4 protein-coding genes are annotated in these 5,090 nt (G+C 34.8%); all 4 read left to right on the forward strand.

The window, feature by feature from the left end:
* Nucleotides 1–1,865 (forward strand): 1,4-alpha-glucan branching protein GlgB (glgB, locus tag WBF61_RS04490; protein ID WP_424254291.1); only part of this gene is annotated, 1,865 nt, incomplete at its 5' end.
* 55 nt (nucleotides 1,866–1,920) lie between these two features.
* Nucleotides 1,921–3,072: a glucose-1-phosphate adenylyltransferase gene (locus WBF61_RS04495; protein WP_424254293.1), complete on the forward strand. Its 1,152-nt coding sequence runs from the start codon at nucleotides 1,921–1,923 to the stop codon at nucleotides 3,070–3,072.
* Nucleotides 3,059–4,234, forward strand: a complete 1,176-nt coding sequence (gene glgD, locus WBF61_RS04500) for a glucose-1-phosphate adenylyltransferase subunit GlgD (protein ID WP_424254294.1) — start codon at nucleotides 3,059–3,061, stop codon at nucleotides 4,232–4,234. The genes WBF61_RS04495 and glgD overlap by 14 nt, the downstream gene beginning before the upstream one ends.
* Before the next feature lie 6 nt (nucleotides 4,235–4,240).
* Nucleotides 4,241–5,090: glycogen synthase (locus WBF61_RS04505; protein ID WP_424254296.1), on the forward strand; the 850-nt coding region annotated here is incomplete at its 3' end.

Here is a 5,090-nt window from a genome sequence, read left to right on the forward strand (position 1 = left end):
TTAATACAGGTCAACATTTTGATAGTTACTTAGCGCTAGGTTGTTCTTTTGAAAATTATGAGGGAACAGAAGGATTTCGGTTTACTGTGTGGGCACCAAATGCGAAAATGGTGTCTATAGTAGGAGATTTTTGCGACTGGACTAATGGATTAGAGATGGAAAAAGTAAACGAAACAGGATCTTGGACAATTTTTACACCCAATGCAAAAGAAGGACAGTGTTATAAATATTTAATTGAGCAAGCAAACGGAGAAATCAAATTAAAAATAGATCCTTATGCTTATGCATTTGAAGTTCGTCCTAAAGATGCATCAATTGTAAAAGATTTGACACAAAAAAAATGGCAAGATAGTTTATGGATGGCTAATAAAAAAAGATACAACCATGCAACTCGACCTATGGCTATTTATGAAGTTCATTTAAGTTCATGGAGATGCCATGATGATGGTTCATGGTATACCATTTCCGAATTACAAGAAGAACTCATCTCATATGTAAAAGAGATGGGCTATACACACATAGAATTTATGCCACTAATGGAACATCCACTTGACGCTTCGTGGGGGTATCAATTAACTGGCTACTATGCTATTTCATCTAAATACGGAACAATGGAAGAATTCCAAAATTTTGTTGAGGCCGCTCATCAAGTGAATTTAGGTGTCATTATGGATTGGGTGCCTGGTCACTTTAATCGGAATGATTATGGTATGGCTTATTTTGATGGAACGGCTCAATTTGAATACACGGATACAAATCAAGCTCAAAATGTTAGATGGGGAACCATGAACTTTGATCTAGGAAAAGATCAAATTCACAGTTTTTTGATTTCTAACGCTTTATATTGGTTAGAACAATTTCATCTAGATGGATTAAGAGTTGATGCTGTTTCAAGCATGTTGTACTTAGACTACGATGAAGGTCCATGGACACCGAATGAAGATGGAAGCAATCATAATCGTGAAGGTGTAAACTTTATTAAAAAATTGAATTCAGTAATTTTAGAAAGACACCCACAAACATTAATGATTGCAGAAGAGAGTACAGCATGGTCAAATGTGACTAGTCCTGTAGACCAAGGCGGATTAGGATTTAATTACAAGTGGAACATGGGATGGATGAACGATACGCTAAAATTTTTTGAATTAGAACCTCACCAAAGAAAAGACCACTTTAATTTAATCACATTTTCATTTATGTACGCATTCAATGAACGCTATATATTGCCTTTTTCTCATGATGAAGTTGTTCACGGAAAGAAATCATTGATGCATAAAATGCCAGGAGACCGATACAATCAATTTGCAGGATTAAGAGTGATGGAAGCCTTTAAAATGACTCATCCAGGCAAGAAGTTAGACTTCATGGGAAACGAGTTTGGTCAATTTCTAGAATGGCGTGTTCATTCTGAATTAGAATGGACAAGTCTAGAAGATAATCAGAATAATAAACACAGTTATTTCACTAAAAAAATCAATGAAATGTATAAAAAAGAACGTGCTTTATGGGAATTGGATCATGATCCATCAGGAATCGAAATAGTAGATGCAGATAATGCAGAGCAAAGTATTTTGACTTTTATTAGAAAAGGCAAGAAGCCACGTGATTTCTTAATCATTCTATGTAACTTCATGCCTATCGAACGACCTAACTTTAAAGTTGGCGTTCCTTATGAAGGGACTTATGAAGAACGTTTAAATACAGAAATGAGTGAATTTGGAGGCGTATGGACGAAAGATCAAGGTCTTTTAAAAACAATCAATGAATCGGTGAACCATCAAGAAAATCATGTTGAACTTATTCTTCCAGCAATGAGTGTAGTAATTTTAAGACCTAAAAGAATAAAAGGTGTTCCGAAAGGCTAATTGAATCTAAAAAGGAGGATAGGGGGAGAGTTAGTATGAAGCTCTTCCAAGTGATATGACAAAAATTGAAACGCTAGCAATGATTTTAGCAGGTGGACAAGGTTCGCGGCTAGGAAAATTAACGAAAGAAATAGCTAAACCAGCAGTACCTTTTGGTGGGAAGTATCGTATTATTGATTTTGCCTTAAGCAATTGTGTTAATTCAGGAGTTAAAAACGTTGGAGTTGTAACTCAATATCAGCCTAGAGAATTAAATAGCCATGTGGGTAATGGGTCATCGTGGGGATTAAATATTCATAATGGAGGGGCAACAATACTTCAACCGTATGCTAGTGTTGATGGCGAAAAGTGGTTCAAGGGAACTGCTAATGCCATTTATCAAAATAGTAGTTTTATCGACCAGCATAATCCAGATTATGTCTTAATTCTTTCAGGAGATCATATTTATAAAATGGATTACCAAGAGATGTTAGATTTTCATAAATTAAAAAAAGCAGCGTTAACGGTTGGTGTTATACCTGTTCCAATTGAAGAAGCGCCACGTTTTGGAATTATGAATACAGATCAGACCGGTCGCATTATTGAATTTGAAGAAAAACCTGCTGAACCTAAGAGTAACTTAGCTTCAATGGGTGTTTATATATTCGATTGGGCCTTATTAAAAAAATACCTAGTTGAAGATCAAGCGAAAAGAAGAGAATTAGAAGACTTTGGTAAAGATGTTATTCCAGCTTATCTAGGAAATGGCGAAAGTATTTTTGCGTATGCTTTTACTGATTATTGGAAAGACGTTGGAACAATTGAAAGTTTGTGGGAAGCAAATATGGAATTTTTAGATCCTACTCATGCATTAAATATTCGAAACTCAGATTGGCGTATCTATACTCAAAGTCCATCATCTCCGCCACAATTTTTAACAGCCACGTCAAAAGTGACAGACGCAATGATAGTCGATGGTTGTTATATAGCAGGAGAAGTTACTCATTCCATTTTGTCTCATAATGTTAAAGTAGGAAAAGGGTCTACCATCAAGAACAGCATCATTATGGCCGATGTAACAATTGGAGAAAATGTAACTATTGACTACGCTATTATTGGAGATAACGCTAAGATTCATGATGGCGCAACGGTTGTTGGGAAAGAAAAAGAAATTATGGTTGTAGGATATAACGAAGAGATAGGAGGACTAACAGATGAAGAAAAATAAAATTAGCGCTATTTTAAATTTAAAAGAGGACGATTTGAAACTGTTGCCTCTTACAGAAAAACGTTCCGTTTCATCTCTACCTTTTGGTTGTCGGTATCGTTTAATTGACTTTCCATTTACTAGTCTTCATAATGCTTCAATCGATTCTGCAGCCTTCTTTATAGCCGGTAATGGACGCTCACTGCATGATCATATCCGCAGTGGAGCTTCATGGGGGTTGGATTCATCAATTGGTGGAGGGTTATTTCCACATACTGAAACAGCTATAAGAGAAGCAGTAGAAATGGAGAAAGTTGATCAAATAAATAGTTTTTACCATGATCAAATCCATTATGTTATGCGCTCTAAATCAGAGTATGTTGTAATGATGGGGAGTAAAATGTTAAGCAATATCGACATATTAGCACTTTTACGCTACCATCAGGAAAAAGAAGCTGATGTAACAGTCGTATACAAAAATATGGTCCAACCTGATTATGTTGGAAGTGAGGATGAAACGTATCTTTTATTTGAAAGTCAGGTAACGGATAGGATAACGAATTTAGTTTCTTTCGACAAACTAGACTCAAACCTAAAAAAAGCTCCAGTAAATATGGATATTGCGATTATGACTTCTGAAAAATTTGTTGAATTGGCTACCAAAGCAGGGAAAAGTAAGGTCAAGAGTGAAACAACACTTCTGTATAAGGAGCACTTAGATAAAGTAAACGTTGTTGGCTATGAATACACAGGATATTTGAAAAATATCAATAGCATAAAAAGTTATTTTGAAGCCAATATGGATATGCTGAATGAGTCTAATTACAATGCGCTATTAAATAGAGGAGATTCTATTATTACTAAAGTTAAAAATGGAGCTCCAACATTCTATTCAAAAGATGCCAAAGTCAAAAATTCACAGTTTGCAAGTGATTGTCTTATTGAGGGAGAAGTTGAAAATTCATTAATTTTTCGTAAAGTGACGATTGCAAAAGAAGCTAAAATAAATCATTCCATTATCATGCAAGGTAGTCAAGTTGGAAAAGGAGCTTCTCTAGAATATGTCATCTTAGATAAGGGTGTCAGGATTGGAGAAAATGTTCACTTAAAAGGAACAGCTGATAATATTAAAGTCATTAAGAAAAACACTGTCGTTGAGCCAGAGAGAGGGGCCAAAGTCTAAATGACAATAAATGTATTATTTGCAGCAGCAGAATGTGCGCCCTTTTTTAAATCAGGAGGATTAGGTGATGTTGCGGGAGCTCTACCAAAAGAACTTATCAAGCAAGGAATAAATGTACAAGTTGTTTTGCCTTTTCATACTACGATGCCTCAAAAATTTAAAGATAAACTAGAAGACGTTTTGCAGTTTGAAGTAAAAGTCGGATGGAGAAATCAATTTTGTGGAGTAAAGAAATTAATTAATGATAAAGTAACCTATTATTTTATTGATAACCTGTATTATTTCGATCGACCTAATTTATATGGATACGAAGATGATGGAGAGCGGTTCGCATTCTTTTCTCAAGCTGTTTGTGAAATGATGGAGAAAATTGACTTTATACCGGATGTGCTTCATTTAAATGATTGGCATACGGCTATTATTCCAGTTTTATTAAAAGATAAATACCATTGGATAAAAAACTATCAGAAGATAAAAACAATTTTAACTATTCATAATCTGCAGTTTCAAGGAATATACAACCAAGCGGTTTTATCAGATTGGTATGGCATTGGGTATAATACTTTTCATGAACATGGATTAAAATATTATGAAGATTTAAATGTTTTAAAAGGTGGGATTTTCTACGCAGATAAGGTGACGACAGTAAGTCCAACATATGCCGAAGAAATTCAAACACCTTATTTCGGAGAACAGTTAGATGGCGTTTTGCGTCAAAATAAAGATAAAATAAGTGGGATTCTAAACGGCATCGACTATGAAGAATTTAATCCTGAAACAGATGGGAAAATCAAACATCATTTTACCGCTAAAGACTTAAGTGGTAAGGCTAAAGATAAATCGTTGCTACAAGAAA

The sequence above is a fragment of the Carnobacterium sp. genome, from assembly GCF_049673005.1.
Classification (GTDB): Bacteria; Bacillota; Bacilli; order Lactobacillales; family Carnobacteriaceae; genus Carnobacterium_A.

What these genes read in the sequence shown, in the direction of transcription:
- WBF61_RS04495 (WP_424254293.1), top strand. Translation starts at nt 1,921, where the DNA reads ATGACAAAAATTGAAACGCTAGCAATGATTTTAGCAGGTGGACAAGGT.
- glgD (WP_424254294.1), top strand. Translation starts at nt 3,059, where the DNA reads ATGAAGAAAAATAAAATTAGCGCTATTTTAAATTTAAAAGAGGACGAT.